Annotated in this window: 23 protein-coding genes and 1 pseudogene; 13 read left to right on the plus strand and 11 right to left on the minus strand. The window is 64.2% G+C overall.

All coding sequences use genetic code 11. From position 1 onward, the window contains the following. Positions 1 to 41 precede the first annotated feature (41 nt). Positions 42 to 962, minus strand: coding sequence for a LysR substrate-binding domain-containing protein (locus AB4Y44_RS02910; protein ID WP_368698654.1), 921 nt, complete (start codon positions 960 to 962; stop codon positions 42 to 44). A 95-nt stretch (positions 963 to 1,057) separates the two neighbouring features. Between AB4Y44_RS02910 and AB4Y44_RS02915 the strand changes: the two are divergent. After that, positions 1,058 to 1,948 (plus strand): annotated as a pseudogene (locus tag AB4Y44_RS02915) (alpha/beta fold hydrolase); the annotation flags it as partial. Here the strand turns inward: AB4Y44_RS02915 and AB4Y44_RS02920 are convergent. From AB4Y44_RS02920 to AB4Y44_RS02935, 4 genes are all read right to left on the minus strand, one after another. Further along, entirely contained in the window at positions 1,915 to 2,853 is a 939-nt protein-coding gene (locus AB4Y44_RS02920) for a DMT family transporter (protein WP_368698655.1), read from the minus strand. The pseudogene AB4Y44_RS02915 and the gene AB4Y44_RS02920 sit on opposite strands and share 34 nt — an antisense overlap. Before the next feature lie 139 nt (positions 2,854 to 2,992). Continuing rightward, complete coding sequence (locus AB4Y44_RS02925; RefSeq protein ID WP_368698656.1) at positions 2,993 to 4,366, minus strand: LLM class flavin-dependent oxidoreductase; 1,374 nt, start codon at positions 4,364 to 4,366, stop codon at positions 2,993 to 2,995. Positions 4,367 to 4,417: 51 nt separating this feature from the next. Further along, positions 4,418 to 5,227, minus strand: coding sequence for a methyltransferase domain-containing protein (locus tag AB4Y44_RS02930; RefSeq protein ID WP_342923237.1), 810 nt, complete (start codon positions 5,225 to 5,227; stop codon positions 4,418 to 4,420). Between the two features lie 148 nt (positions 5,228 to 5,375). Beyond that, positions 5,376 to 5,933 (minus strand): sugar O-acetyltransferase, encoded by a 558-nt coding sequence (locus AB4Y44_RS02935; RefSeq protein ID WP_342923236.1) that lies wholly within the window; start codon positions 5,931 to 5,933, stop codon positions 5,376 to 5,378. Between the two features lie 163 nt (positions 5,934 to 6,096). On the opposite strand from AB4Y44_RS02935, the gene AB4Y44_RS02940 reads away from it, so the two are divergent. Further along, positions 6,097 to 7,374, plus strand: coding sequence for a divalent metal cation transporter (locus AB4Y44_RS02940; protein WP_342923235.1), 1,278 nt, complete (start codon positions 6,097 to 6,099; stop codon positions 7,372 to 7,374). Here the strand turns inward: AB4Y44_RS02940 and AB4Y44_RS02945 are convergent. Further along, positions 7,357 to 7,524 carry a hypothetical protein gene (locus AB4Y44_RS02945; protein WP_342923234.1) on the minus strand — a complete coding sequence of 56 codons (168 nt, stop codon included), beginning with the start codon at positions 7,522 to 7,524 and terminating at the stop codon, positions 7,357 to 7,359. The two genes, AB4Y44_RS02940 and AB4Y44_RS02945, sit on opposite strands and share 18 nt — an antisense overlap. Positions 7,525 to 7,881: 357 nt before the next feature. On the opposite strand from AB4Y44_RS02945, the gene AB4Y44_RS02950 reads away from it, so the two are divergent. Then, positions 7,882 to 8,103, plus strand: coding sequence for a hypothetical protein (locus tag AB4Y44_RS02950; protein WP_342923233.1), 222 nt, complete (start codon positions 7,882 to 7,884; stop codon positions 8,101 to 8,103). A 340-nt stretch (positions 8,104 to 8,443) separates the two neighbouring features. On the opposite strand, the gene AB4Y44_RS02955 is transcribed toward AB4Y44_RS02950, so the two are convergent. After that, positions 8,444 to 9,910 (minus strand): MFS transporter, encoded by a 1,467-nt coding sequence (locus tag AB4Y44_RS02955; RefSeq protein WP_368698657.1) that lies wholly within the window; start codon positions 9,908 to 9,910, stop codon positions 8,444 to 8,446. 159 nt (positions 9,911 to 10,069) lie between these two features. On the opposite strand from AB4Y44_RS02955, the gene AB4Y44_RS02960 reads away from it, so the two are divergent. Next, positions 10,070 to 10,948 carry a LysR family transcriptional regulator gene (locus AB4Y44_RS02960; RefSeq protein ID WP_342923231.1) on the plus strand — a complete coding sequence of 293 codons (879 nt, stop codon included), beginning with the start codon at positions 10,070 to 10,072 and terminating at the stop codon, positions 10,946 to 10,948. 30 nt (positions 10,949 to 10,978) lie between these two features. On the opposite strand, the gene AB4Y44_RS02965 is transcribed toward AB4Y44_RS02960, so the two are convergent. The 3 genes from AB4Y44_RS02965 to AB4Y44_RS02975 all read right to left on the minus strand — a co-directional run bounded on the left by AB4Y44_RS02965 (position 10,979) and on the right by AB4Y44_RS02975 (position 15,664). After that, positions 10,979 to 13,105, minus strand: coding sequence for a D-(-)-3-hydroxybutyrate oligomer hydrolase (locus tag AB4Y44_RS02965; RefSeq protein WP_368698658.1), 2,127 nt, complete (start codon positions 13,103 to 13,105; stop codon positions 10,979 to 10,981). Between the two features lie 234 nt (positions 13,106 to 13,339). Further along, entirely contained in the window at positions 13,340 to 14,440 is a 1,101-nt protein-coding gene (locus AB4Y44_RS02970; protein ID WP_368698659.1) for a TAXI family TRAP transporter solute-binding subunit, read from the minus strand. Positions 14,441 to 14,500: 60 nt separating this feature from the next. After that, positions 14,501 to 15,664: a hypothetical protein gene (locus AB4Y44_RS02975; protein ID WP_368698660.1), complete on the minus strand. Its 1,164-nt coding sequence runs from the start codon at positions 15,662 to 15,664 to the stop codon at positions 14,501 to 14,503. A gap of 834 nt (positions 15,665 to 16,498) precedes the next feature. Here AB4Y44_RS02975 and AB4Y44_RS02980 point away from each other — a divergent pair. From AB4Y44_RS02980 to AB4Y44_RS02995, 4 genes are all read left to right on the plus strand, one after another. Further along, positions 16,499 to 18,319 (plus strand): peptidase S10, encoded by a 1,821-nt coding sequence (locus AB4Y44_RS02980; protein ID WP_342923227.1) that lies wholly within the window; start codon positions 16,499 to 16,501, stop codon positions 18,317 to 18,319. An 83-nt stretch (positions 18,320 to 18,402) separates the two neighbouring features. Next, positions 18,403 to 18,801 carry a 2-oxoglutarate dehydrogenase gene (locus tag AB4Y44_RS02985; protein WP_342923226.1) on the plus strand — a complete coding sequence of 133 codons (399 nt, stop codon included), beginning with the start codon at positions 18,403 to 18,405 and terminating at the stop codon, positions 18,799 to 18,801. Next, positions 18,798 to 18,926, plus strand: a complete 129-nt coding sequence (locus tag AB4Y44_RS02990) for a hypothetical protein (protein WP_342923225.1) — start codon at positions 18,798 to 18,800, stop codon at positions 18,924 to 18,926. Before AB4Y44_RS02985 ends, AB4Y44_RS02990 begins: the two co-directional genes overlap by 4 nt. Positions 18,927 to 19,131: 205 nt before the next feature. Next, positions 19,132 to 19,704 carry a hypothetical protein gene (locus tag AB4Y44_RS02995; protein WP_368698661.1) on the plus strand — a complete coding sequence of 191 codons (573 nt, stop codon included), beginning with the start codon at positions 19,132 to 19,134 and terminating at the stop codon, positions 19,702 to 19,704. A gap of 26 nt (positions 19,705 to 19,730) precedes the next feature. Here the strand turns inward: AB4Y44_RS02995 and AB4Y44_RS03000 are convergent, their stop codons facing one another. After that, the gene (locus tag AB4Y44_RS03000; RefSeq protein ID WP_368698662.1) at positions 19,731 to 20,546 is read right to left on the minus strand and encodes a YMGG-like glycine zipper-containing protein; all 816 of its coding nucleotides are present in this window, start codon (positions 20,544 to 20,546) and stop codon (positions 19,731 to 19,733) included. Here AB4Y44_RS03000 and AB4Y44_RS03005 point away from each other — a divergent pair. The 5 genes from AB4Y44_RS03005 (at position 20,545) to AB4Y44_RS03025 (ending at position 25,833) form a co-directional block, all read left to right on the plus strand. Next, on the plus strand, positions 20,545 to 20,769 hold the full coding sequence (locus tag AB4Y44_RS03005) for a hypothetical protein (RefSeq protein WP_368698663.1): 225 nt from the start codon (positions 20,545 to 20,547) through the stop codon (positions 20,767 to 20,769). The genes AB4Y44_RS03000 and AB4Y44_RS03005 overlap by 2 nt on opposite strands. Before the next feature lie 129 nt (positions 20,770 to 20,898). Continuing rightward, positions 20,899 to 21,966: a LacI family DNA-binding transcriptional regulator gene (locus AB4Y44_RS03010; RefSeq protein ID WP_342921776.1), complete on the plus strand. Its 1,068-nt coding sequence runs from the start codon at positions 20,899 to 20,901 to the stop codon at positions 21,964 to 21,966. 72 nt (positions 21,967 to 22,038) lie between these two features. Then, the gene (locus AB4Y44_RS03015; RefSeq protein ID WP_342921775.1) at positions 22,039 to 23,013 is read left to right on the plus strand and encodes a substrate-binding domain-containing protein; all 975 of its coding nucleotides are present in this window, start codon (positions 22,039 to 22,041) and stop codon (positions 23,011 to 23,013) included. Beyond that, the gene (locus AB4Y44_RS03020; protein ID WP_368698664.1) at positions 23,014 to 24,534 is read left to right on the plus strand and encodes a sugar ABC transporter ATP-binding protein; all 1,521 of its coding nucleotides are present in this window, start codon (positions 23,014 to 23,016) and stop codon (positions 24,532 to 24,534) included. 24 nt (positions 24,535 to 24,558) lie between these two features. Then, positions 24,559 to 25,833, plus strand: coding sequence for an ABC transporter permease (locus AB4Y44_RS03025; RefSeq protein WP_368698665.1), 1,275 nt, complete (start codon positions 24,559 to 24,561; stop codon positions 25,831 to 25,833). Positions 25,834 to 25,879: the final 46 nt, after the last annotated feature.

The following is a 25,879-nucleotide window of genomic DNA, read 5'->3' on the forward strand; positions in this document are numbered from 1 at the left end:
GGGCTCAAGCGAGTTTTTGGCACGCTTCGCATGCGTCGTGATCATGTGGCATGGCTTTGGCGAGCCTGCTCGACGATCCAGTCGATGACGGCGCGCACGTCGTCGCGCGGCGCTTCGTCGGCCCGATGCAGCCAGTAGGCGTAGCCGGTCGGGCCCTCGGCGCGCGCATTGCCGACGGCGGCTAGCCTGCCGTCGGCAAGCAGCGGCTGCACGAGGGCGAGGCGCCCGAGCGCGATGCCGCGGCCGGCGGTGGCGGCCTGAATGACCTGGTCGTACTGGTTGAAACGGAGCACGCCGCGAAGCGGCGCGCCGTCGAGGCCGCGCGCGCCCAGATGATCCGCCCAGCGCAGCATCGGGCGGCGCACGCCTTCGAATTCGAGCAGCACGTGGCGCGCGAGCGTGGCCGCGTCGAGCTTCTTCACGTTCAACGATGGATGCGCGACCGGCAATATGTATTCGTCGTACAGATGCACCGCGCGATTCGCTGACTCCGGCGCGATGCGGGCCGGCGCGTAGCGCAAGGCGAGATCGATGCCTTCGGCGCGCAGGTCGAGCACCTTTTCGGAGGTCGCAAGACGCAGATCGATATCGGGAAGCAGGCGTTGCAACTCTCCGATGCGCGGCAGCAGCCACAGGCCGGCAATGCCGATGCTGGCGGTGATCGTCACCGGCTGGCGCATCTGAGGCGCGGCCAGCGCGCCGACGATTTCCTGCATCTGCTGCACCGCGCTGTCCGCAACGCGCAGCAGGCGCTCGCCCTCCGGCGTGAGCGAGATCGAACGATAGCCGCGGTTGAAGAGACGCACGCCTAGCGCCTCTTCGAGCGCGGCGATCTGGCGGCTCACGGCGGACTGGGTCACGCACAGGTCGTCGGCGGCGAGCGTGATGCTCATGCGCCGGCCCACCGCAACGAAACCGCGAACGAGGTCGAGAGGAGGGAGTTTCACGAGCGGCACTGACATGCGTTTTCCTCATGCGAAAGCTGCGCAAAGATTGATTGAAGCGGCGGCCGGGGTCAAGTGAAATCGACACTCCGGTTTCTTCATGGAGCACGTTCATGCATTCAGCCGATCCGGGCGAGGCGCGTCCTCTCGCCGTTGCCATCACCGCCGCCGATGGCTTTACGCTTCGCGCTTATGTGTGGCGTCGTCACGCGCTGCTGAACGCGGACGCGTCGCGGCCGGTAGTCATCGTCAATTCGGCCACGTCGGTGCGCTGCGACTACTATTTCCGCTTTGGCGCATGGCTGTACCAGCAGGGCTTCGATGTCCTGGTCTACGACTACCGTGGCATTGGCGGCTCGCAGCCCGTCGCGCTCGCAACGCTCGACGCGAGCTGGCTGGAATGGGGCGAACGCGATTTCGAGGCGGTGCTGCACTATGCGCGAAGCCTGTTCGCGGGGCAGCCGATCGACGTCGTTGGGCATAGCATCGGCGGCTTCCTGATCGGGCTCGCGCCGTCGAATCATCTGATTCGGCGCGTCTTCACCGTCGGCACGCAGTACGCGTATTGGCGTGACTACGCGCCGCGCAGCATGCCGCTCATGCTCTGGAAATGGCATGTCGTGATGCCGGTTTTGACGGGACTGATGGGGTATTTCCCCGCATCGTGGTTCGGATGGATGGAGGACACGCCGCGCGGCGTCGCGAAGATCTGGAGCCGGGGCCGCGCCCGCTTCGAAGACACGCTCGGCAAAGGGTCATTCGCGCGCACGCCCGAGCAGCGCGCGGACGTCGTCGCGCGCTTTGGCAACATGCGTGCGCCGATCCTCGCCGTCAGCTTTCCCGATGACCCGTTCGGCACGATCCGCGCGATCGAACGCACGCTGCGTTATTTCACCCAGAGCCAGTCGACACATGTACGCATCGCGCCCGCCTCAATCGGCGAGCGCAGCATCGGGCACTTCGCGTATTTTCACTCGCGGTTCGAGCGCAGCCTGTGGCCGCTCGCGCGGCGTTGGCTGGCCGATGGCAGCGTCATCGCGACGACGCCGGCAACGACGCAGCCGAGTCCCAGCCATGCCGAGGTCGAGAGCGATTCACCGAGCCACGCCATGCCTATGGCCACGCCGATCGGCACGCGCAAATAGGCCTGCGCCGTCGTGCCAACCGAACCCAGCGTCTGAACGAGCCGGAAGTAGATGACGAACGCGATCGCCGTGGAAAAAACGGCGAGGGCGATCAGCGCTGTGATCGATTGCAGTGACGGATGAAGCGTCCACGGGCGGTCGACGGCCAGAGTCACGGGGACCAGCAGGGCCGCGCCCACGACTAGCGATCCCGCAGCGGGCGCGACCGACGAGAGTCCCTTGAACGATCGAGCGTAGATCGCCGCGCCGGCATAGCAGATCGTCGCGGCGACGATCGCCAGTTGCGCAACGATTTGCTGGCCGAGTCCTTTGAATGCGCTCGCGCCGACCACGAGGCATATACCGGCGAGGCCCGCGGCGACGCCGAACAGCTTGCGCGCGGTGAGCTGTTCGTGGCGGGTAATCAGCCACGTGCCGAGGAACGCCATGACCGGCGAGGTCGAATTGAGGATGGTCGCCAGGCCGGCTTCCACCGAACGTTCGGCCCACGCGATCAGGGTAAAGGGAATCACGCTATTGAGCAGCGCCTGCACGGCGAAGCGACGCCACACGGCCGGGTCTCGCGGTATGGGAATGCGCTGCGCCAGCATCCAGAGCAGAAGGAGCGTTCCGGCAATCGACGTTCTCGCGGCGATCAGCGTAAGCGGCGGGATGGTCGCCACGCCAACTCGAATGAACGTATAGGACGCGCCCCAAAGCGTGGAAAGTGCGAGGAGCAAGAGCAGATCGAGTCCGGTCGACCTGCTCGCAGTCGTGGCTTGCATACTGGGCGATCGATTTCACGCAGACGAAGTGAGATTGCGGGGCCACGCGCCAAAGTTTGAGCGCGTATCGCCAGTATGCGGGCATCTACGGGACGAATATTTCGGCGTGGAATGAAATGTGGATTGTCGATCAACGGAGTCAGGAAGCGACGCGCAATGGGTCTTCTCGATGCGTGGCGAAGCGGTTCGCGGGACGAGGCAAGCCAAGATGCTCGCGCAGCGTGCGCCCCGTATATTCCGTGCGAAAGAGCCCGCGTCGCTGCAATTCGGGCACGACGTGCTGCACGAATTCGTCGAGGCCGCCGGGTAGCCACGGCGACATGATATTGAAGCCGTCGGCGCCTTCTTCCTCGTACCATTGCTGTAGCTGGTCGGCAATGCTCTGCGGCGTGCCGATCACCTGTTGATGCCCGCGCGCTCCTGCAATGCGGAGATAAAGATCGCGTATCGTGAGGTTGTCGCGCCGCGCGAGATCGAGCAGCAGGCGTTGCCGACTCTTGCCGCCGTTGGTCTCCGGCAGGTCGGGCACGGGGCCGTCCACGGGATACTGCGAGAGGTCGAGGCCGCCCGACATGTTCGCGAGCAGCTGTAGTCCCACGCTCGGATGGATCAGCGCCTGCAGCGCGTCGAACTTCTCCTGCGCTTCTTCCTGCGTGCTGCCGATCACTGGGAAAATGCCCGGCATGATCTTGAGATGCTCGGGGCGGCGGCCGTAACGTGCGAGCCGCCCCTTCACGTCACCATAGAACTGCTTCGCTTCCTCGAGCGTCTGGTGCGCGACGAAAATCACTTCTGCCGTTTGCGCCGCGAGTTCCCTGCCGGCCTCCGAGGCGCCGGCTTGCACCACGACGGGCCAGCCTTGCGGCGAACGCGCGACGTTGAGCGGGCCGCGCACCTTGAAGTGCTTGCCGCGATAGTCCAGCGTGTGCAGTTTCTGCGAGTCGAAGTAGATGCCGCTTGTCTTGTCGCGAATGAAGGCATCGTCTTCCCAGCTGTCCCAAAGGCCGGAAACCACGTCGTAGAACTCTTTCGCGCGCTCGTAGCGCACGGCGTGATCGAGATGCTTGTCGAGGCTGAAGTTGTGCGCTTCGGTTTCGGTGCTCGACGTCACGAGATTCCAGCCCGAACGGCCGCCGCTCAGATAGTCGAGCGAGGCGAATTTGCGCGCAACGTTATAGGGCTCGTTGAACGAGGTCGACACGGTGGCGATGAGCCCGATGTGCTTCGTGACCACCGATAGCGCGGAGAGCAGCGTGATCGGCTCGAAATGATCGGCGCGCGCGGTGCGCGAGAGCGAGGGCACATGCGTGTCGCGTACGCTCACGCTGTCGGCGAAAAAGACGGCGTCGAATTTGGCGCGCTCGGCCGTTTGCGCGAGCTCCGCGTAGTGCGCGAAATCGAGGCCGCCGGCGGCGTGCGCATCGGGGTGGCGCCATGCGGCGATATGGTGGCCCGTCTCCATCAGGAAGGCGCCGAGGCTCAATTGTCCCTGGCGTCGCGGTGCTGCGCTCATGTGTGCTCCTCGATTGTGGTCGGTGTTCGCTGCGGAATGGAAGGCAGGGATTCAGTGTGCGAGCGGCTTGTGCGCCGCGGCGATGATCATGCGCCGCGTGAGCGCATAGCCGCGAGCGCTGCGATGCGGTTCGAGCGCACTCGCGAGCCGTGCGCGCACGCGCGCAACGTCCCCTGGCGTGAGCGAGGAGAGGAAATTGCCGAACGAACTGGACCGGCTGAAGGCGAGCACATCGTCGACGTTGTCGAAGCTGTCGCCGAAGGTGCGAATCTCGTTGTACGTCACTTCGAAGCCGGCGCCCTGTAGCAGGGCTGCCGAGCGCTCGCGCGTGAGCTTGTTCGGCGCACCGATTCCAGCGCGCTGCCACTCGGGCTCGCCAGCAAACAGCGCTCGCAGCACGACATGCAGGTCGTGTGGCGCTTCTTCGGGCATGGTCGTGAAGCCGATCCGGCCACCCGGCTTGAGCACGCGCCACGCTTCGCGCAGCGCCTGCGCCTGATCGGGGATCCAGTGAATCACGCTGTTGAAATACACCACGTCGTAGTGCGCATCGGGCACCGTGTCCAGCGCTTCGGCGCGGCCGACGCGCACGGCGAAGCGGCCCTGCGCGCGTTCGAGCGCGCGCTGCACACGCAGCGGCAACGGATCGAGCCCGAGCACTTCACCGTGTTGGCCTACGCGCTGCGCCGCCGACTCGGTGAGACGGCCCGTGCCGCAACCCACGTCGAGCGCGCGTTCGCCTTCGCGCAAGCCGAGCACGTCGAGCAGTTGCAGACCGTGATGAAACTGGCGAATGCCAAGCCGGTCGTATGCTTCGACGAGCGTGGCGGAATCGAGTTGAAGGCTGGGCGCGTTCGACATATCGTGGTCCTGACCAAAGTTTGGCAGGGCCATTCTTGCCGATCGGTTATCTCACCACAAACAAGCAATTGAGCTATTCATAGTAGCGCGAGCACGTTCGCGTCGATTCCGCTGCTACGGCGGACTTTCAATCTGCGGGGGCCGTTCCTTACTCCGCAATCGAACGGATGACGCGCGCTGGATTGCCACCGACGAGCGTATTCGGCGGAACGTCTTTGGTGACGACCGATCCCGCCGCCACCACCGAGTTCTCGCCGACGGTTACGCCGCCGATAATGGTCGCGCCGGCGGCGATCCAGCCGTTTCTCTCGATCACGATAGGCTTTGCGACGACGCCGTCGCGCCGCCGCGAAGGCTCGATGGGATGGCCGGACGTGATGAGGCTGACGTTCGGGCCGATCATCACGTCGTCGGCGATCTCGAGGCCGCCCAGGTCATAGAACGTGCAGTTCTGGTTGACGAAGACATTGCGGCCCACGCGGATCTCGACCCCGCCGGTCGTGTAGAACGGCGGGATCAACAGAAATCGGTCGTCGACCGGCTTGCCGATGAGTTCGCTGAACAAGGCCCGAATTTCATCGGCATCGTCGAAGGTCAACCGGTTGATCCTGGCGGTGATCGTCATCGCCCGTTTGAGGTTGGCCGTCATGGCCGCGGATTCCGGCGTTCGTCTGGCAACTATCGTGGTGCGGTCGTCATTCGCCATGCGTCGTTTTTCTCCAGTGATACGCCGGATTGTGCCTCAGAGGTTGATCTGTCCAGCCATCTCGACATCCCGGTTCGCGCGCAGGCTGTGCCGGGGACAGCGGGTCCGGACTCGCACGCTACAATCGCGCGACAGATACTACAGGTGCAATCTTTCAGAACGCATGACCCGGCTCCCGACGCTCAAGCAAACCGTTTCGCGAGGACTGCGCCGGCTCGCCCTGTGGGGCCCGGGGCTGCTCGTGATGCTGGCCGACTGCGACGCCGGCAACGTCGTGACGGCCGCGCAGGCCGGCGCGCAAACGGGGCTGCGGCTCCTGCCCGTGCTGCTTGGGCTGGTTCCACTGCTCTACATGGTTCAGGAACTGACCGTGCGTCTTGGCATCTTCACCGGGCGCGGTTATGGCGAACTCGTCCGCTCGCGCTTCGGACCGGTTTGGGCAGCGCTGGCCGCGGCGGGACTGGTCGTGGCCGTGCTCGGGTCGCTCGTGACGGAGTTCACCGGCGTTGCCGGCGTGGGGGAAATGTATGGGGTATCGCGTGCCGTCACGCTGCCGCTCGCCGTCGTGCTGTTGACCGGCATCGTGCTCACGGGCTCGCACAGGCGCGTCGACCGGATCGCGATTGCCATCGGTGCATTCGACCTGACGTTCTTCGCCGTCGCATGGAGCGCGCGCCACGAACTCCAGGTCATGGTCCCGCAGATGACCCACCTGGCAGCGGGCGGCCGTGAGGCCGGCTATCTGGCGGCGGCGCTCATTGGCGCGACGTTCAATCCGTGGATGGTGTTCTATCAGCAGGCGGCGGTCGCGGACAGCCTCACGGCGAAGGACTTCGCGTCGGCCAGAGTCGAGACGGCGGTCGGCGCCGTCCTCACGCAATTGCTGACGGCAGCGGTGCTCGTCGCGGCGGCGGCAACGCTGTCGGCGCATGGCGAGCCGCGCTCCCTCGACAGCATCGGCGAAATCAGCAATGCGCTCGTTGCCGTCACGGGCCCGTTTGCGGGCCGCCTGCTCTTCGGCGCGGGCGTGCTCGGTGCGGCATTGGTGGCCGCCATCGTGAGTTCTCTCGCGTTGGCATGGGGGCTCGGCGATGTGTTCGGCTACCGCGCCTCGCTCGAGGTCCGTCCCGACCGCGCGCCCTGGTTCTACGGCGCGTATGCGCTGGCCGTTGCAGGCAGTGCCTGGGCTGTCTGGCTCGCGCCCGACCTCGTTTCCCTGAACGTTGCGGCGCAAGTGGTCAACACGTTGATGCTGCCGCTCGTGTTGGGGTTGCTCGTCGCCCTGAGCGTCACCGCGCTCCCGCAACGGTATCGGCCCCGCGGGCTTTATTTGTGGCTCGTGGTTTTCGTGGGCGCGGTCGTGTGTGCCGCGGGTGCGTGGGGCGCGCTGCAGGGTTTGCGTCCTTCACTCGCGATCGCTGGCTTACAGATTCTTCAATAGTGCGTAGTAGACGGCGGCGAACACCACGACGATGCCGATGTTCACGGCCAGCCGCAGCCAGAAAAGATTCTTGAGGAAAATAATATCCACGCCGACGATAACGGCTATCAACAACAAGATGTAAATCGCAACGTACACGTGTCTCATCATTTCGATCGCCAGTGTAAAGATCCCGGGGCTCGCTGCCATCGAATCAGGATACGCCGGGACGGCGTGCCTCACGCATCGCATACGTTTCCATTCATTTCACAGCCTGGTGCGGCGCATCAGCGAGGCTCGCGCGACGCAGCCAGCCGCAGGTTTCCCGATTTCCGTTGTTTTGTTGCTATCTTGCTGAAATCGATGTCGCAAAGGGCTTTTCTGGCTATAGTTAAAGTGCTTTCTCAAACACTTGATGCAACGCGGTAAGAATTGCGCTTTGCATCAAGAACGTTCGGTTTGTGCAGGGTGTTTTCGCGGTTTCCGGCGAAAAGGGCTGCAAAACTAACCGATCTCTGGGAGGACCAGATGAGACGCACGAAGACGCAGTCACTGCGTTACCAGGTCGAAAAATGGCTCGCACCGACCTCGCCGGTGCATGTCACCGCGTTTGGTCATACCCCTTCGGGCAGGGCGCGCTACGTGTGCGTGGAGACGCGTCAGACAACGGGATTTCACGCGCTGTTCTTCTTTCAGCACGACGACGGCTACTGGAATGTATTTCCTCCCGTGGGTGACCAGGCCCAGTGAGGCAGGAAATATAGTTAGGCATCCAATTTAATCGCAGGTGCGCTGAAAGATCGCCGGCCTCGCGCCGGCGTTTTCCTTGCCGCTATACTTCGATGCCTCGTGGCCCAGGTCGTGAAAGCGGCATGCGAGTCAGCGCGCCGTTGTCCATACAACTTCCCCCAGCACGCGGATCGCCCAGAAAGACGTGGTGTTCCGCGCGAACGTGGAGAACCTGTTCGGCAGCCGCTACTGGATCCAGCGGGGCACCTACCTCACGACCTCCGCGCCGCGCACCGTGCTGCTCTCCGCGCAGATCGACTTCTGAGAGCGAGGATTCCGCAGCAAATCTCTGCGTATTCGTTTACGCAGCGGGACCGTTCGCATGCGTGCGCCGATGCAGCGGTCCCAGCGCGGTGGAGAGCAGCGCGCAGGGCAGCAGGATCGCGACGAGTGCGAACATTGTCGTCCTGAACGCATGGGCGTAGTCGATGACGCTGGGCGCCGCGCCGAGCGTCGAGAAGAACAGGCCGCCTAGCGTGGCCGCGCCGACGGCGGCGCCGATCTGCAGCGTTGCCGTGACCATGCCCGAGGCGATGCCCGCGCGCTCGGGCTCCACTTCGGCCAGCACGATGCGCACGACGGAAGGCAAGACGAGCCCCTGGCCGATGCCGATCGCCGCGAGTCCCAGATAGAACCCCGCGCCGGGCTGCACCTCGCCCGCGAGCGCAGCCGCAATCGCGAGTCCGCCCGCGAGCATCACGAAGCCCAGCGTCAGCACGCGATAACCGCCGAACCGGTGCACGAGGCGCGGCATCAGCAGCGGGCTGGACAGAAAGCCGATGCCGAACGGCAGGATTGCGAGTCCAGAAGCGAGCGGCGTCCAGTGCAGGCCGCCTTGCAGATAAATGCCATAGGTCAGGAAGAACGCGCTCATCGTATAGAAGAGGAACGCCAGCACGAGGCCGAGCGCGACGACCGGATTGCGGAAGAGGCGCACGTCGAGCAGGGGATCCTTGCCGCTGACGAGGCTGCGCCACTCCACGCGCAGCAGCACGCCCAGCATGGGCAGCGAGCCGGCGAGGCAGACGAGCATCCACAGCGGCCAGCCCGCCTCGCGCCCGCGCGTGAGCGGATAGACGAGCATCAGCAGAACCAGCGACAGCAGCAGGGTGCCCGGCACGTCGATGCGCTTGCCGCGCGGCGGCCGGCTTTCCGGGATGAAGCGCCAGCTGCCGATGAGCGCGAACACGCCGATGGGCAGGTTGACGAGAAAGATCGCGCGCCAGCCCAGGCCGAACGGATGCAGGCTGATGAGCGCGCCGCCGCCAAGCTGGCCGATCACCGCGGCAACACCGAAAACGAAGGCGTAGAGCCCCATCACGCGCACCTGCTCGTGCGGCGTGAATACGCTGCGGATCGTGGCGAGCACCTGTGGCGCGAGGGTCGCGGCGAACAGGCCTTGCAGGATGCGTCCGGCGACGAGCGCTGTGCCGCTGGTGGCGAGGCCGCAGAACGTGGAGGCGACGACGAAGCCTGCCATGCCCACCATGAAAATGCGCTTGCGGCCGTACAGGTCGCCGAGGCGCCCGCCCGTGATCAGCATGACGGCATTCGCGCATGCGTAGGCCGAGACGACCAGCTGGAGTTCGGACGCGTTCGCGCCGAGTCCGTCGCGGATGGCGGGCAGCGCGAGATTCACGATGAAGTAGTCGAGCGGCGGCAGAATCGCGCCCACCAGCAAAACGACCAGCGCCCAGCCGTGATGGCCGTGGCTGGCGTCGGCGGCGCGCGGTGCTACGGCGCAGGCGGCGTACGTATTGTCAGACATGAGTGTGCTCAGCGATAAAGGGCCGGATTTCGTCAGGCTGCGCGATCCAGCACGCGCGCAGCGTGAGCGTCCAGTCGACATTCTGGTCAATCTCTATCTGACGGAAAAGCGGGAATTGATGGTAGTATCCATCGAGTTACTCGATAGATGCGGAATGTCATGCGTGGCTTCGAATTCGACCAGTTGAAGACGTTCGCGGCAGTGGCGAACGTGGGCAGCCTTTCGGCGGCGGCACCGCTGCTGCATCTTTCGCAATCCACGATCAGCGAGCAGGTTCGCAAGCTCGAGGTGCGCGCGGGCATGCCGCTTTTCGTGCGCAGCAAGCGCGGTGTGGAACTCACGCCCGCGGGCACGCGTCTGCTCGACCATGCGCGGCGTCTCGTGGCGCTCAACGAAGCGGCCTTCGACGACGTGCGCGGCCAGGCCATCAAGGGCGAGCTGCGCGTCGCGATCACCGAGTACTTCCGCACCAACGAGGTGGCAGGTTTGCTCGTGCGGCTGCGCGACTGCTATCCGCAGCTGAGCTTGCACGTGAGCGCGATGAAGAGCGCCGATATCGAGCTCGCCTATGCGAAGCGGCAGATCGATCTCGGCGTGGTCATGCACCTGTCGCATGGCCCGTTCCGGCCCGCCGCCACCGACGCGGACGCGCGCTGGGAGTTGCTGCGCGAGCCGCTCTACTGGGTCGCGTCACCGGCGCTCGCCGAGCAGTTGCCACAGGCGTTGCCGCTCGTGCTGCTACCGGGCGACTGCATGATGCACCAGGTCGCGGTGCGCTCGCTCGAAGAAAACGACATCCCGTACGTGCTCGTTCACAGCGCGTCGGGCGTGGCCGGGCTGCAGTCCATGCTGGCAGCCGGCCTGGGCGTGGGCTGCCTGTGCGCGTCGGCAATCGGGGAGGGCCTCATGCGGCTCGGCCCGAAGCACCGGCTGCCGCCGTTGCCCGATGCCGTGTTCTCGCTCCTGCCGCCGCATCCCGGCGAAGGGGACACCGTGACACAGGCGAGGGAAGTGCTGTCGCGGCAACTGCTGGTGTGAGGCGACCGCCGCGACAGCGTCCTTCGCGCTTCAATGCGGCACGTTCACGACACCGTCGTTCGCGCGAATCGCATTGCTGCCGGGGTTCTCCACGATGGCCGGCAGGTTCGCGAGGCCCAGCGCCGGCGCCGCCCCCGGGCTGCCGCCGCGCGGGATCGTGCGGATGACCTGGGAAGGCGGCAGCGGCGTGCCATTCTTCAGATGACTCCACATCAGATTGAGCGCCGCGATGTTGTAGTAGTGCACCGGCACGAAGTGCGTATCGAAGCCCGGCACGGCGAGGAACGCATCGAAGTGCTGCCCGTTCAACACCTCGTATAGCGACAGGTGGCTGCGCGAACCTTCGCGTTCGCTGTTTGCCGCGAGATACGCGCGCGAGGCATGATTGATCGGCACGAGCGCGTCGCTGCGGCCTTGCACGATGATCGCGGGCTTGCCGTGCAGGTTCGCATTCACGCTGATCGCCTGGACGCTCTGGCGCATGCGCGGATCGCCCTTCGTCCACAACGCGCGCAGACATGCCGCGCCCGCGAAGCTGGCATCGGCCGTGGCGAGCCGATGGTCGGCGCCGCCAGGCGGCGTGACGTCGTAGACGAGATTGACGCCATTGGTCGGCGGCACGCCGTTGCCCACGCCAAAGATGGTCAACATCGGCGAGACGGCGGGCGCAACGCCCGCGGCACCCGTCGAAGCATTCGTCGTACCGAAGCTGAATCCGCACAGATTGTCGAGCACGCTCGAGCGCGTGTAGGCGTCGGCGTAGGTCACCGCAACAGCCGGCACGGCCTGTGAATCCCACATCGGCGCCTGCAGCAGATCGGAGTCCGCTTCATAGCCGGCCTCATGCAGGCGGGCGAGCGCGTCGTTCGCCTGCGCCTGCGTGTCGCCGCCGTGGATATAGCCTGCCACCGCGAGCGAGGTGCAGCGCGCCTGGCGAATGGCGGTCGTGGTCGCCAGGGGCAGCGCGGTGAGGTAGGGCGCGCCGGCGGCGGCGTCCGCGAGCGCGGCGCACGGTTGCAGCAGGTTCGCGAGCGTCATGTAGTCGGCCAGCGGTTTGCCGGCCGCGGCAATACGCTGACCGCCTTCCATGACTTGCGCGTCGCCGGGCAGGCGCACGTTGATCTGCGGTTCGCCGACCACCACTGCCGTGATCCACTTGCCCGTGTCCTCTTCGGCAGCCGCGAGCGACGCGCCGCCGCCGTTGCTGACGGAAGCCGCGATCGTCGTGATGTCGCCGGGCGCGTAGCGCACGCCGCGATTCGATGCGTCGACGCGCGGCGCGAACTGCTGGTTGAGCACCCAGTACGCGAACTGGACCGCTTCGAGCGTGTCCTTGCCCCAGTCCGCTTCGGGGTTCAACTGCGAATGCGCGTGCTTGAACGCATAGCGGTTCGGAAACTTCTGGTTGTATGCGGCGAGCGCGCCCGCTGGCACGTTCGCGGTGAAAATGCTCGTGCGTCCAGCCGTTGCGGCGTTGGCCGTGACGCCATCGATCAACGTCACGAGGCCGCTCATCAGTTCTTCTGCGCCGTTGCCCGAGCCCTTGTCGGTATAGGCGACCGCGCAGCCGCGCTTGAGCCCCCACTCGCCGGCCGCCGAGATCGCGCCGTACACGCCGCGCGAACCCGACGACGTGGCGGTCACGATGCACGGGTTCGCCGGATCGAAGCTGGTCGGCACCTGCACGAGCAGGCTGACGTTCTGGCGGCCGCTGCCGTCGTCGGCGAACGCGAGATATTCGGTGCCGGCAATTTTGCCTTCACCCAGTGTGTCGTTGCCGTATACATCGACGTTGGGCCCCCAGAAGCGGCCATAACCGCCGTGCGCGCTGATATCGACGAGCGCGCGATAGTTCGACCAGATCGCGAGCCGGCGCAGTTCCGCCGCCGTCGGGGCCGCGGGGTTCGCGATGGCCGGTTGCGCCCCGGCAAGCCCGGTTTTGCCGAGCCCGGCGGTCAACAGATCGTCGCTGACGCCATCGTAGCTGGTGGCTTGCAGACTGCTCGCCACCACGAACGACGGCAGTCGGTTGAATGCCGGGTGACTGGCGTTGTTCCCGGCAGCGTGTGCGCCGGGCGCGAGCGCCGCGCCTGCAATGGCGATCGCGGCACACAGGCGTGCCGTTATGCGCCGGACTGTGAACGGGGTACCTCTCATGGGTGTCTCCTTTGTTTGTTGTTAGGCTAGGACGCACTGCATCGGGAAGACCGTTTCGACGTGCCGGCATGACGGCACCCATGGACATTAGGACATCCTGAAAGCAGATACCAGGAGAGATTGCATGCGGGCGCAAGGGGATCGCCTTCCACGCCGTGCTGGCGTTGGAAGGGCCCCCTTGCTGGTGTTCGCGAGCGATGGGAACCGCGTTCCCTCAGAGGATTCCTTGCGGGATTATTTGCAGAGCAGGAGCAGGCGCTCCTGATCCGAGCATGGCCGCCCATCGACTTTCTGCGCGGCGGGAGCGCCTTGCGCCGCGGTCGAACCGGTGGCAGCCTGCATCGCGGCGCGATGCGCGAAACAGGCCTTCAGGCGTCGCTCGACGGGCGGATAGTACTGCCAGCCTTTGCCGAGGCCCGGTAGATCGAGCTTCACCTGCTTCCACTTCGGATGGCCGTGCTCCTGCAGGTTGTCGAAGTTCGCGCAGAGCGAATCGGCAAAACGCTTCAGGTTGCCGACCGTATCGCGCAGGTTGTAGTCATAGGTGACGAGAAAGGCCTTGACCGTCCACGTCGGCACGTCTTCCTTGAGCCAGTTCGGGTAGCTCGACACGTGGATCGTCGCGGGATAATAGGTTTGCTTTGCGCGCGCCGTCTCCGGCGCGTTCGCATCGACGCGCAGGAAGCGGATCTGCTGCAGCAGCTCGGGGTTCATGTCGGTGAAGAGCTTGGCGGGCTGCCCGGCGACGATGATGGCCACATCGATCTTCTTGACGATGAGCGCGGCCAGTGCGTCTTCGTTGCTCAGGTGCTGCGCGTTCTGCTCGGGAATCGGCTGGCCGAACATGAGGCGGTACAGCGTGGTCGCCGACTGCGCGGTGCCGCTGCCGATCAGGCCGACGCTCATTACCTTGTCCTTGATCTCGTTGATCGTCTTCATCGGCGAGTCGTTACGCACGACGAAGTAAATTTCTTCGTCATAGAGCGGCATGATGAGTCGCAGTGGCCGTATCAGCGTGCCGGCCTCTTCGTTGCCGGAATTGGCCATGTCGACGTAGGCCTGGTAGACGTCGGACTGCACGAGCGCGAGCTTCACGCCGGGCTCGAAGCGCATGCGCTGCACGTTTTCCGCCGACCCTTTCGATGGGATCACTTCGAGGTCGATGCCCGCCGGCTGCGCGACCCATTTCGCGAGGTCCTGGCCGATCTGAATGTAAGTGCCGCGCTCCGGGCCGGTCACGATGCGGTAGTGCGCGTCGACCTCGGCGGCGACGGCGAGCACCGGGAAAAGCAGGGCGATCAGCGCCGCCACTCCCGCTAGAGTCGTGTTCAGCATGGTCTCTCTCCCGCCTTGTTTGCGATGTACGGCAGACTTCGATACGTGATGGAATCCTGTTTAATGTGCGGTACCAGACGGCGCGGCGTGCTTCCAGCCGTTTTGCACGATCGCGCGCTGCTGGGCGTCGACGCTGTTGTCGCCGCCGGTGGGACTGGCGGCCGTCGCGACGTTTGCCGCGTGCGTGGCGTTCGTCAGGTTCGCAGTGTTCATGGCGCCGGGCAGTGGCGGCGGCGAGGCGCTCGTGTTCCAATCCTGCGACGATGGCAGCCGCACGGTGTTCGCGCCGCGCGGCAACGCCGCTGCCGCGTTCGTTTGCTGAGCGCCATTGGGTGGACTGAGGGGCTTCCAGGCCGTCGATACGATGGCGCGCTCCATCAACGATTGCGCGGCTTGACTGCTCGAATCGATCGCGAGCGCTTCCGAAGCTTGTTGCTGCACGCAGGCCCAGGCACGCTGCGCGACGCAGCGGTCCGCGTTTTGCAGCGCGCTGTCGCGCCGTTGCTCGCGCGCCGCGATATCGTTCTGTAGCGCGCGCGCCTCCTCGTTGCCGCCGTCGCGCGCGAGCACGGCATTGGCCACGGCCTTCGCGTCGAACAGATTGTTTTCCGCAAGACTGGCCCGCGCGACACGCAGACCGTCGGCCACGTCCGCGAATTGCGGTGCGGGGTGCGCATTGCGCGGGGGCGATTGCGGCTGCTCGCTGATCTGCCTGGCGGCGCCGGGGGGCATCTCATCGGTCTGTCGCACAGAGGCATCGGTTGAAACCGAACCGCCCGAAGAGTGCAGGGTCGCTTCGCTGGCCGTGCCCTCCCGCTGGCGGTTCGCACCGAGCAGCAGATACGTGCCGTACGCGAACGCAAGAATCAGTGCGATCACGAACAGGCCCCTGGGAAAGATCCGTTGCGACATGTGCGAGAAGTGCAACCCGTGCGTAAGCGCTGCGGCGTGCTGTGCGGCGTGCGGGTAGCCGGTGTCCAGCGACGGCCCGTCGGTCGCGTGCACGACCGCCTGCGCGAGCTTCGGTGCCGCGGGGGCAGGGGGTGCTGCCGCCGTGGCGCCGAGGGGTGTCAACGTGGCTTTCGGATGGGTGCCCAGCGAAACTTTGTCGAGTGGAAGATCCGTGCCGCAGTAAGGGCAGAATTCGAAGTTCTCGTACAGCAGCCCGCCGCAACGCTTGCACGCTGCGGGGAAATTCTGGTCGCGACCAATCTGAGCGGACATGATGTCGTCCTACCGTTATGGCGATGCCATTTCGGCATGCTCAGAATCGTCGTTGAAGCGATGGGCATGGCCTCGCGGAACTCACGATCTGCATGCGCAGGAAAGCGACGGGGCCGGACCGAGCGCAGCCGTCTGGAGAAAATATGGTTGATTTCGCACAGCGCGTCAATCTCCGTTGTTGCCCAGCGCACATATGCGTGTTGAGTGCGTTGTGGTAAAGATCGCGTGGCGGAATTTTTTACCGTGGCGGTTTTTATTTATAAGAGTAGCTAAATAAGCCGGCGTCCTTCTTGACGGTCCTGCACCGAACGAGAAGTATGGCCCCAATTGGATGTATTGGCGCGATGCGCAAGCTACGGATTGCAATCATTCAGGCAGCCTGTGGGGCATTGTCGAACGTCCCGTTTGCCCTTCACTCACGGCCGCGTTGCAACGAGATCCCGCATTGCCGACCCGCATGCATGCGGCTTTTTCATGCTCGACGCAATTGCTGCGTGCGCAACGAATCAGCGCGCATAGGTTCCGAAACTAGCCCTTGACAAAGTACTGCGGCGCCTCCTATTTTTCCTCTGCCACCTTTCATTACCAAATATTTCCAGCGCAATCCCGTCGGCGAAACTCAATGGTTTCGCCCGATGCTCTATGTGTTATTTAGTCATCCATAGTAAATAAATGAAGCTTGAATTGAATCGACTTTGTCAGGAATGGAAAGTTAAATGTCAGCCGCTTTCTGCCAGTAATGGCATTTGAATTTCGATGCCTTTATTCAAGGCGTTTTTGCCGGCGTACGCGGCCCCCGCGTAGTGTGACGTGATCATTCGAAGGGGTATAACAATGCATCCGGACAGTAAATCCAGCGTGGGCTCGAGCCGCACCTGGTGCCCGCTGCGCCATGCAGGCGCGATCGCCATCGGCGTGCTGATGCTGGCGGGTTGCGGTGGTGGCGATAGCCCGTCCTCGTCTGCCGCGAATGCAATGAACCAGGTTTCGGCAAGCGCGAGAGCCGCCGCGCAAACGCCGAACTCGCCAAACGCCAACCAACCCTATACGGACCCGATCGCCTACTCGCCGAACGCCAACGATGGCCTTGCCGCATCGCAGGTCGCCGAAAAAGCCGCGATCATGCATTACCAGTGGACCTCAGGCAAGACGACGATCAACTACACGACGACAACCGGCCATCTGACCGCTTCGGACGCAAACGGCAATCCGGAGGCGACGATGTCGTATGTCGCCTATACCGCGCCGGCCACGAACGGCTCGCCGCGGCCGGTGACGTTCATCTATAACGGCGGACCCGGTTCGTCGTCGATCTGGCTGCGTCTCGGCTCGTTTGCGCCAACGCGTGTCGCTACGCCCGATCCGCTGCTCACCAACTGGCCGAACTTTCCGCTCGTCAACAATGCCGAGAGCCTGATCGATACGACGGACATGGTGTTCATCGACCCGCCGGGCACGGGGCTTTCGGAGGCCATTCTGCCGAACACGAACCAGAAGTTCTGGGGCTGCGATCCCGATGTGAACGTGATGCGCGATTTCATCAAGCGCTATCTGGCCGTGAATAACCGCGGTAGTTCGCCGATCTATCTCTACGGCGAATCGTATGGCACGCCGCGCACCGACATGCTTGCGCTCGCGCTCGAAGCGGCGGGCGTGCAGCTGACCGGCATCGTGCTGCAGTCGTCCATCCTGAACTACTTTGCCGATGCGATCGAGGCGACGGCCATTACGGATTCGACGGCGGGCCTGGTGCTCGATACCGATACACTCGCGGGCTATTACCCCGGCTATGCGGAGGTGGCCGCCTACTTCAATCTGGTTTCGCCGCCATTGATCGATCAGGGCCTCTTTGCGTTGCAGTCGGAGATCTTCGCGACGGGCCAGTACAAGCATTTCCGCAAGTACGCGCAATCGTGGGTGCTGAGTCAACTCGGCATTCCCGACGCGCTGGGCAAGCCGGTCTTTCCGCCCGAGAAAACGCTGGATTCGTGGCGCTGGCCCTCGAGCCTCACATTGCAGGCGCTCAATGGCTACTTCAACGTGAATCCGTTCAATAACGAACTGATCCCGGGCACGACGATTGGTCGTTACGATGGGCGCGTATCGTTGCCGAATTCGGATCCACGTTTGCAGAGCGACGGCGACCCGTCGGACATTCTCATCTCGCAGCCGTTCACGACCGCACTCGCCACGCAGATGCCGGATTATCTCGGCTACACGGCGCCGAATGCGACTTACATGCCGCTGAACGACAACATCATCGAGGTCTGGGACTTCTCGCACGACGGCCAGCCGCTGCCCGATACGCTGCCCGACCTGCTCGGCGCGATCCAGCTCAATCCGCAATTGAAGGTGCTCGCGGAGAACGGCTATCACGATCTCGCCACGCCGTTCTTCAATACGGAGAAGCAGCTCGCGCGTCTGCAAACGGTAGCCGGATTGAGCCCGAACCTGCAGGTCAACTTCTTCCAGGGCGGACACATGATTTATCTGGACGACGTGGCGCGCCCGAAGATGAAGGCCGATCTCGTGAGCTACTATGGTGGTCAACCCATCCCATTGGCGCTTTCGCTCTGGACGCTTCCGCAGCCGTGGCCCGACGAGAGTCCCGCGGGTACGCCGACTTCCACGGCAGTCGCGGCAGCGGGCCAATAACGTCACAGGCCGGGGGCTTCGTCGAGCATCGATCATCGATAGTCGATTGGGGCCCGCTCCTCACTCATTGAAGGCGAGCGATCATGTCTACATTCAAAACGCTGTGGTGCGTTGCTCCGCTTATGCTTTGCGCGATGGCTGCGGTCACGACAGGCCATGCGCAGGCGGCAACGCAAGCGGTGGCGTCCGTTCAGCTGCCGAAAGGCGGCCACGGTGTGGATGGCCCATTCTTTCCGTCGAACCGGCCAGCACCGCTTACACCCTCCACCGGTACGCAATTGCAGCAGCAGGCGCAACAGCGGGTGGAGGCCCGCCTCGGCGCGACTTCCGCGTTGAGCAACGGCGCTTCGATCACGAAGGCGCAGGCGCAAAGCAGCGGGCTCGGGTATATCGCGCAGCATTTCGATCAGATCGACACGGCACATACCGGGAGGGTGTCGATGAGCGACGTGCGGCAGTATCTGCAGAAACAGGGCCAATGAGGCTGCCGTTCTGTCGCGCGGCCGTGATCGGCGTCGTGGGCGTGCTGGCGGCGGGGGCAGGCGCCCCGGCCAGCTTCGCGCTCGACGCCGTTTCCGTCGCAATGCCTCAAGCAGTGAAGCCGTAACGCCTTTCCCATCGAATTTTCTGCACCCGAAATCTCCTACTGACCCGCTCTCTCCATCAAATGATGGAGGCGCAAGCGTGCGCGGTTCCATAGGCTTAGGAAGCGGAGCGCTCACCGGCACGAGCCGGGGCCTCCCTCGGCGACTGCTTATGGCTCACTGCGCGTTATGAAGCCAGACGCCTGCTATGGTGACAAGGAGATGACCATGAAGATCATGCATTCAAGAATGTTGTCGGCAGCAGCCTTTGCACTGCTCTCGCTCAGTGGCGTCGCACACGCCGACGGAGGCCTTTGCTCGAACGCAACGTTAAGGGGAGCTTATGGATTTCACGGGCATGGAGAGATTCTTGGCCTGCTGGATAGCAACAACAAGCTGCACCCATTTGCCTCACCGTCGACACTCGATGATGTCGCCATCGTGACGTTCGACGGCTCGGGTAAATTCACCCGTACCGACTTCGGCATGATCAACGGCTTGGCGAAAGGCGGCCAGACTGCCTTCAACCCGTACCAGAGCGGCACCTACACCGTGAATTCCGATTGCACGGGCATCATGAAACTGGTTTATGCCAGCGGCGGGCCGGTGCCGGCCGGTGTCGAGACCGACCTGCAGATCGTCGTTTCCGACGACGGGACGCTCATCGAGTCCGTTGTCTATAAAGCGTATTCGCCCGCGTCCGGCCCCACCGCCGACGGCACGACGTGCCCGCCGAATTGTGATCAAGGTGTGCAGGAACAATTCGAGGGGAAGAAGGTTCTCGTTTACGGCTTCCGCTAAGCGCGTCTCTTCGATATCGTCCGCACCTAGCGCAGCGAGTAGCCCCGGCCCTGCATGCAAGCCTCCCACGCCTGGCGATAGTTAGCGAGCGCCTGCTGTTGCGCCGATTCCATCTGTGCGTTCTGCGCCGCCGCGGCACGCCCCTGGCGCCGGTGCGCTACGCCCCCGGCAACCGTGCCGGCCACGGCGCCGATGGCCGCGCCGTGGCCGGCGTCGCCCCCGATCGCACCCGCGGCGGCGCCAATGGCCGCGCCTCCGGCGGCGCCGCGGACGCGTTGGCCATTCGACGCCTGAGCTTGCGGTGCAGCGTTTGCCACGACCGCAGGGTCAACGCCCGTTTTCTGTTTTGCCCACGCATAGCAGGCACCTTCATCGGAACTTTGCTGCTGGGCGCTTTGGCCTTTCGATGGGTACACGACGGTTTGCTGCGCAAGGACCGGAAGTGCTGTTCCCGCGATCAGTATTGCGGCGGGAATAAAAACGGTGCGACTGATTCTCATGGAAGACTGTTCCCATAGTGGCCTGAATGAGTCGGCAGAGAATATCCCGTGCTCATTCGATCGCGTAGGTCGATAGGGTAATAAGCGTTGCTCCCGTTGATACGTGTCAATGGAGGTCAAAACGCAGCCGAAGATTGCGGGTCGCGGCCACATTTGATTGATTAGCTTTTGCATAAAGCAGTGGGATGGCATGCGACAAATATTCTGGTTCTGACCGAACTCAATTCGACTATTGATCGACGGCCAGGCAAGCAAGGTGTGTGCACAGCTGCGCGCGATTGCGGCGGGGCCAATGGTACGCTTGGGCTTGTCGAGATCACGAGGCTGGAGATTGCCGATCATGAAGCGTTTGTGCTGCGCAGCGTTCCTCGCCTTACTCGTTGCCGGCTGTGCTTCGCCGTCGCCGCCGCCCGCTGCCGACACCAACACCTACATGCTGCATGCGCCCGATGGCGCGCGCGCCTCGAAGCCGCCGAGGCTAACCGTGGGCGTCAGCGATCCCGACACGCAACTGATTCTTCCGTGGTTCCTCAACGACATCATCAACTTCGTGAATTACCGCTAGTCCCCACGCTCTCCCCCGGCGACCCGGAAAAACCCTCCCTTGAAGCCTGAAAATCCATTTCCTACTCTATGAAACGTTTCAGTTCGGGTAGATAACCTCAAGCGTGTCACCTCGGGCGGACAGACCAGCATGGACGACCGCAAGAAAAGTGCCAGTACACTCAAGGACGTCGCGAACGCCGCGGGAGTTTCGTTGGGCACGGCGTCCAAAGTGCTCGCGGGCGCCGCAAACGTGAGCGAAGCGCGCCAGCGCCAGGTCTGGGAAGCGGCCCGCAAGCTCGGCTACCGGCGCAACAGTCTGGCCGCCGAGTTGCGCAGTTGCCGCTCCACGTCGATTGGTTTTGTCGTGCCCGACCTGACCAATTCGTTTTTCATCGAACTGGTCTGCGCGCTCGAAGACCATGCACTCGAATCCGGTTACCGGCTCATCCTCGCGCACGCCCAGGAGGACCCGGAGCGCGAAGCGGAGCGCATCCGCTTCGTCCTCTCGCGCCAGGTGGCGGGCATGATCATCATTCCCTGCCACGGCTACGAGCACGCGATCAGCGAACTGCGCGAATGCGACGTGCCGCTCGTGATGGCCGATCGCGTGGACAACAGCTTTCCCGCCAACACGGTCACGACCGACAGTCATCGCGCGGCGATGGACGGTACCGCGCATCTGATCGCGCTCGGCCACCGCCGCATCACGTTCATCGTCAATGCGCTCGACCTCGTGAACAGCCGCGAGCGTGCCCAGGGCTACCAGGACGCGATGCAGCGCGCCGGGCTGGCGCAGCACGCCAACGTCGTGGTGTGCGGCATGAGCGATACCGAAAGCCACGCGACGACGCTCGGCGTGCTCGCCGCGCGCGAGCGCCCCACGGCGCTCTTCACGGGCGCGAACGTCGCGACGCTCGGCGCGCTGCGGGCGATCCGCGACGCGGGCCTGCAACTCCCCGACGACATCTCGCTGCTTTCCTTCGACGACGCGCCGTGGATGTCGGTGCTGCGTCCCGGCATCAGTTCGATTCGTCAGCCCGCCGAGGCGATCGCCCGCGGCATCTGGCATCTCCTGCACAAGCAGTTGCTGGGCGAGAACCCGGAGATCGTGCACTTGCGCATGCGTGCCGACTTGCGCGTGCGCGACAGCACGGGCCCGGTGCGGTATGACGAATGGGGCGAAGCGGCGCGCGCCTCCGCGGCGCCGCCGCTATAACGTTTTATTTTTTGCAGCACCCGAGGCTGGCCGCACGCGCCGCCCGGTTCAGACAACAAAGGAGACAGGGCAATGGACAGTCAACGACGCATTCTGATTGCGGGTCTGGTCGCCGTGCCACTCGCCGGCGCAGCGGGTCTTCTCGGGACGCTCAGCACGCCCGCGTTCGGGCAGCAGAAGAAATACCGCTTCGGCTTCTCGCAGGTGACCACGGTCGAGCCCTGGCGCGTGCAGTTCAACAAGGACATGAAAGCCGAGGCCGCGAAGCATCCCGAGGTCGATCTGATCATTGCCGACGCCGGCGACCGCACCGACAAGCAGAATGCCGATATGGAGAATTTTATTGCCCAGAAAATGGATGCGATCTTCATTTCGCCGAAGGAGTCGGCGGGGCTGACCGGCGTGGTGGAAAAGGCCTATAAGGCAGGCATTCCCGTGTTCGTGCTCGACCGCGAGGTGAACGGCGAATCCTATACGCAGTTCATCGGCGGCGACAACGTGCAGATCGGCCGCGAAGCCGGCGCATTCATCGTCAAGCTGATGGGCGGCCCGGGTCACGCGCAGGGCAATCTCGTCGAGGTCTGGGGCGGCTTCGGCGCGCAGCCGGCGCACGACCGCCACGACGGCGCGGCGAGCGTGATCGGCAAGGAGTCGGGCATCAAGCTCGTGGGCGAACGCGTGGACTGCGACTGGAAGCAGGACAAGGCGTACGAGTACATGAAGACGGTGTTGCGCGTGAATCCGAAAATCGATGTGGTGTACGGGCACAACGATCCGATGGCCTACGGCGCCTATCTCGCGGCCAAGGACGCGGGGCGCGACAAGAGCATCAAGTTCGTGGGCATCGACGGGTTGCCGCAGGAGGGCGCGACGTGGGTCTCGCAAGGCCTGCTCGCCGGTACGTTCATGTACCCCACGCCCGGCGCCGAAGGCATACGCCAGGCGCTCAAGCTGCTGCACGGCGAAAAGATCCCGAAGAAGGTCACGTTGCCGACCCAGGGCATTTTTGCGGACAACGCCAAGGCGTATATTGCTAGCCACTCCTGAATGAATGCCACTGTCACCGCGCCGCTCATCGAGGCGGCAGGCCTGTCGATTTCGTTCAACGGCAGCGCCGTGTTGTCGAGCGTCGACTTCGATGTCGTGGCGGGGGAGGTGCATGCGCTCGTCGGCGAGAACGGCGCAGGCAAGTCGAGCCTGATGAAGATGCTGGGCGGCCTCTATACGCCCGACAGCGGCACGATACGGGTGCGGGGCGTGCCCACGCGCCTCGCGAGCGTCAACGACGCGATCGATGCAGGGATCGCGGTGATTCATCAGGAGTTGAATCTCGTCGATACGCTGTCCGCGGTCGACAACATATTCCTCGGCAAGGAGCCGCGCACGCGCTGGGGCTTTCCTGACCGGCGCGCCATGCGCACGGCCGCGCGCAGCATACTCGGCCAACTGGGCTTTCGCGCGAGTCCCGATGCGCTGGTCGGCGCGCTGCGGGTGGGCGAAAAGCAACTGGTGGAAATTGCCAAATCGCTGGTGGCCGAAGCCCGGGTGCTGATCATGGACGAGCCGACCTCGGCGCTCTCCGACGCGGAGACCCACGCGCTCCTCACGCTCACGCGGCAGCTGCGCGAACGCGGCATGGGCATCGTGCTAATCAGCCACCGGCTGGGCGAAGTCTTCGCCGTGGCCGACCGCGTGACCGTGCTGCGCGACGGTCGGCGCATCTCGACGCTGCCGGTCGCGCAGGTGGAGTCCTCGACGGCGCTCGTCTCGATGATGATCGGCAAGGACTTCGCGCCGCCCGAGCGCGGTGCGGACGAGGCGCCGCGCGCTCGCAGCACGAGTGTGGAGGTGCGCAATCTTTCGCTGTGGGGACCGGCGCGCGCGATGGTGCGCGACGTGTCGTTTGCGGTGCGCGAGGGCGAGGTGTTCGGCCTCTCAGGTCTGCTCGGCGCGGGCAAGACCGAAGTGCTCGAAGCCATCTACGGGATCTCGGCCTACCGGCAGGAAGGTGCCATCGCGATTGCGGGGCAGCACCGGTCATTCAGGTCTCCAAATGAAGCCGCGGAATCGGGTCTCGCCTTCGTAACCGAAGACCGCAAGAAGGACGGCCTCGTGCTCGACCAGTCGCTCGAAGCGAACTTCGTGCTGCCGTCGTTGCCGCGCGTGCCCGGCTTTCCGTTCTACCGGCGGCGCAGGCTGTGCGGCTGGGCCGCCGAACAGGCACGGGCCTCGCGGGTCAAGCATCGCAGCCTCGCGCAAAGCGCCAATAGCCTGTCGGGCGGCAATCAGCAAAAGCTCATCATCGGCAAATGGCTGATGACGAAGCCGCGCATCCTGCTGCTCGACGAACCGACGCGCGGCGTGGACGTCGCCGCCAAAGCGGAGATTTACCGCCAGATACTCGACGCGGCGCGCTCGGGCGTGACGGTGCTGATCGCCAGCTCGGAAATCGACGAATTGACCTTGCTGTGCGACCGCATTCTCGTGCTGTGCGAAGGGCGCGCGAAACAGATCGTGCCGCGCAGCGATTTTTCCGGCGATCTGCTGATCAATCTCGCTTCGCCCTGAATCGATACTGACTGGAGACTGACCATGCTGCATGTGCAGGACCATGTCGCCGAGCCGGACGCGCCAACGCGCAGGCGTCAACTCAGCACGCTCATGACGCACCTGAAGTACTACCTGGGGCTGATCCTGCTGCTCGTGGTGGGCGCGTTCACCTCGCCTCACTCGACCGATGGCAGCAACATCTTTCTCTCCAGCGCCAATATCTCCGACGTGTTTCGCGAGGTCGCCAACGTCGGCGTGATGTCGATCGGCATGACGCTCGTGATCATCACCGCGGGCATCGATCTCTCCGTCGGGGCCATCATGGGGCTGGGCAGCGTGCTGACCGCCATGCTGCTGACCACGGAGGGATGGAACCGGGCGACTTACGCTTCAATCGTGCTCAACGCGATCGCCGTGTTCTCGATCGTGTTCATCGTGCTCGGCGCGTGGCGCAGGCCGCAACGTTCGCATGGCGCGCATGCGGGCGCCGCACGCGCGGTGCGCGGCGGCATAGCGCTGCTGTGCGCGGCGCTGGCGTGCCTGTATATCGCCTTGCACGCGGCGCACCGCATGCCGCTCGCAGGCGTGCTCTGGATCGTGCCCCTCGCGGGCTTCACGGTGGGCAGCATCAACGGCTGGATCATCACGCGCGGGCGCATGCAGCCGTTCATTGTCACGCTCGCGGCGATGGTCGGCGTGCTCGGCGCCGCGCGGCTGATCGCCGGGCAGGACACCGCCGTTTATTCGATTTACAGCGGAACGAACGCGACCGCCGAAATCGAGAATCTGCGCGCGCTGCTGTTCAATCTGATTCCCGTGCCTGCGCTTTTCTTTCTCGTGATCGCGCTCGTGTTCAGCTTCGTGATGAATCGCACGGTGTTCGGTAAATATCTGTACGCGATAGGCGGCAACGAGAAATGCGCCGTGGTTTCAGGGCTCGATGTCAACCGCTACAAACTGATGGCCTACGCCATTTCCGGCCTGCTATCGGCGCTGGTTGGCGTGCTCTATGCGGCGCAGTACCGCCAGGGTAAGGCCGATGCCGGGTCCGGCTGGGAACTCGACGCGATTGCCGCCGTGGTGATTGGCGGGACGAGTCTTGCCGGTGGCGTTGGGCGGATATCGGGCACGGTGGCGGGCGTACTCATATTCGGCTTCCTCGGCAACATCCTGTTGCTCAACGATATCGACAGCAATACCCAACTGGTCCTCAAAGGACTGATCATCGTGATTGCCGTGTTTCTGCAGCAGACCGACTATGGGCGCGGCGGCTGGATCAAACGGATCAGACATCCCATTGCGCGGCGCGATCGATAAATGAAGAACGGCGCGCGGACGAGAAGGTCGCCGTCCGCGCGCCGCG

Origin of the sequence: Paraburkholderia sp. BR10937 (genome assembly GCF_040965695.1) — a bacterium.
Classification (GTDB): Bacteria; Pseudomonadota; Gammaproteobacteria; order Burkholderiales; family Burkholderiaceae; genus Paraburkholderia.

Bases quoted from the DNA above. Each gene is read 5' to 3' on its own strand.
- AB4Y44_RS03015 (WP_342921775.1), top strand. From the start codon at position 22,039: ATGGACAGTCAACGACGCATTCTGATTGCGGGTCTGGTCGCCGTGCCA.
- AB4Y44_RS03010 (WP_342921776.1), top strand. From the start codon at position 20,899: ATGGACGACCGCAAGAAAAGTGCCAGTACACTCAAGGACGTCGCGAAC.
- AB4Y44_RS02945 (WP_342923234.1), bottom strand. From the start codon at position 7,524: ATGATGAGACACGTGTACGTTGCGATTTACATCTTGTTGTTGATAGCC.
- AB4Y44_RS02980 (WP_342923227.1), top strand. From the start codon at position 16,499: ATGCATCCGGACAGTAAATCCAGCGTGGGCTCGAGCCGCACCTGGTGC.
- AB4Y44_RS02935 (WP_342923236.1), bottom strand. From the start codon at position 5,933: ATGGCGAATGACGACCGCACCACGATAGTTGCCAGACGAACGCCGGAA.
- AB4Y44_RS03020 (WP_368698664.1), top strand. From the start codon at position 23,014: ATGAATGCCACTGTCACCGCGCCGCTCATCGAGGCGGCAGGCCTGTCG.
- AB4Y44_RS03000 (WP_368698662.1), bottom strand. From the start codon at position 20,546: ATGATCGGCAATCTCCAGCCTCGTGATCTCGACAAGCCCAAGCGTACC.
- AB4Y44_RS02985 (WP_342923226.1), top strand. From the start codon at position 18,403: ATGTCTACATTCAAAACGCTGTGGTGCGTTGCTCCGCTTATGCTTTGC.
- AB4Y44_RS02955 (WP_368698657.1), bottom strand. From the start codon at position 9,910: ATGTCTGACAATACGTACGCCGCCTGCGCCGTAGCACCGCGCGCCGCC.
- AB4Y44_RS02940 (WP_342923235.1), top strand. From the start codon at position 6,097: ATGACCCGGCTCCCGACGCTCAAGCAAACCGTTTCGCGAGGACTGCGC.
- AB4Y44_RS02910 (WP_368698654.1), bottom strand. From the start codon at position 962: ATGTCAGTGCCGCTCGTGAAACTCCCTCCTCTCGACCTCGTTCGCGGT.
- AB4Y44_RS02975 (WP_368698660.1), bottom strand. From the start codon at position 15,664: ATGTCCGCTCAGATTGGTCGCGACCAGAATTTCCCCGCAGCGTGCAAG.
- AB4Y44_RS02950 (WP_342923233.1), top strand. From the start codon at position 7,882: ATGAGACGCACGAAGACGCAGTCACTGCGTTACCAGGTCGAAAAATGG.
- AB4Y44_RS03005 (WP_368698663.1), top strand. From the start codon at position 20,545: ATGAAGCGTTTGTGCTGCGCAGCGTTCCTCGCCTTACTCGTTGCCGGC.
- AB4Y44_RS02970 (WP_368698659.1), bottom strand. From the start codon at position 14,440: ATGCTGAACACGACTCTAGCGGGAGTGGCGGCGCTGATCGCCCTGCTT.
- AB4Y44_RS03025 (WP_368698665.1), top strand. From the start codon at position 24,559: ATGCTGCATGTGCAGGACCATGTCGCCGAGCCGGACGCGCCAACGCGC.
- AB4Y44_RS02960 (WP_342923231.1), top strand. From the start codon at position 10,070: ATGCGTGGCTTCGAATTCGACCAGTTGAAGACGTTCGCGGCAGTGGCG.
- AB4Y44_RS02965 (WP_368698658.1), bottom strand. From the start codon at position 13,105: ATGAGAGGTACCCCGTTCACAGTCCGGCGCATAACGGCACGCCTGTGT.
- AB4Y44_RS02920 (WP_368698655.1), bottom strand. From the start codon at position 2,853: ATGCAAGCCACGACTGCGAGCAGGTCGACCGGACTCGATCTGCTCTTG.
- AB4Y44_RS02925 (WP_368698656.1), bottom strand. From the start codon at position 4,366: ATGAGCGCAGCACCGCGACGCCAGGGACAATTGAGCCTCGGCGCCTTC.
- AB4Y44_RS02990 (WP_342923225.1), top strand. From the start codon at position 18,798: ATGAGGCTGCCGTTCTGTCGCGCGGCCGTGATCGGCGTCGTGGGCGTG.
- AB4Y44_RS02930 (WP_342923237.1), bottom strand. From the start codon at position 5,227: ATGTCGAACGCGCCCAGCCTTCAACTCGATTCCGCCACGCTCGTCGAA.
- AB4Y44_RS02995 (WP_368698661.1), top strand. From the start codon at position 19,132: ATGAAGATCATGCATTCAAGAATGTTGTCGGCAGCAGCCTTTGCACTG.